Annotated in this window: 1 pseudogene; it reads left to right on the top strand. The window is 57.0% G+C overall.

Annotation, left to right across the window (positions count from 1 at the left end):
• Positions 1-255: 255 nt before the first annotated feature.
• Positions 256-449, top strand: a pseudogene (locus HMPREF2554_RS11650) (type II/IV secretion system protein); the annotation flags it as partial.

Consider the following 449-nt stretch of genomic DNA (forward strand, 5'->3'; position numbering starts at 1 on the left):
GTCTCGTGAAGACAAGGCAACAGAGTAAGGCGATAAGAACCCTTCCTAGTGGTTCGGGCGCAAAGCGGCACGGTTAGCGCGGTGCGTTATAGTGCGACATAAAAGCGTGGTCTATGCGCTCGGTGAGCAGACAATCGGTGTGGGATCGTCCTCTTGTCCTGTGGATACCCCGTAAAAGTGTCCCATAGAGCGAAGTTATCCACAGCCTGCGGCTCGGCTGCCGTGCGCATGTGCGAAAACCTGTGAAATAGGGGTATGGCAGCTTTACCTCCTTCACCTCAGGCAGTATTTCGCACCCAAACGGCAGAACACGGCGTTTTCCGAGCATTCTCTCGCGGTGCCGACAGCGCTCACAGATCGAGTAGCGCCGAGACAGCAGGCACCGACGTTGCCCCCGAGCAAAAAGACTTCGTCACCTGCGGAAACTATGCCCCGCCCGAAACCCTCTC

It is taken from the genome of Rothia sp. HMSC071F11, assembly GCF_001809115.1.
Classification (GTDB): domain Bacteria; phylum Actinomycetota; class Actinomycetes; order Actinomycetales; family Micrococcaceae; genus Rothia; species Rothia dentocariosa.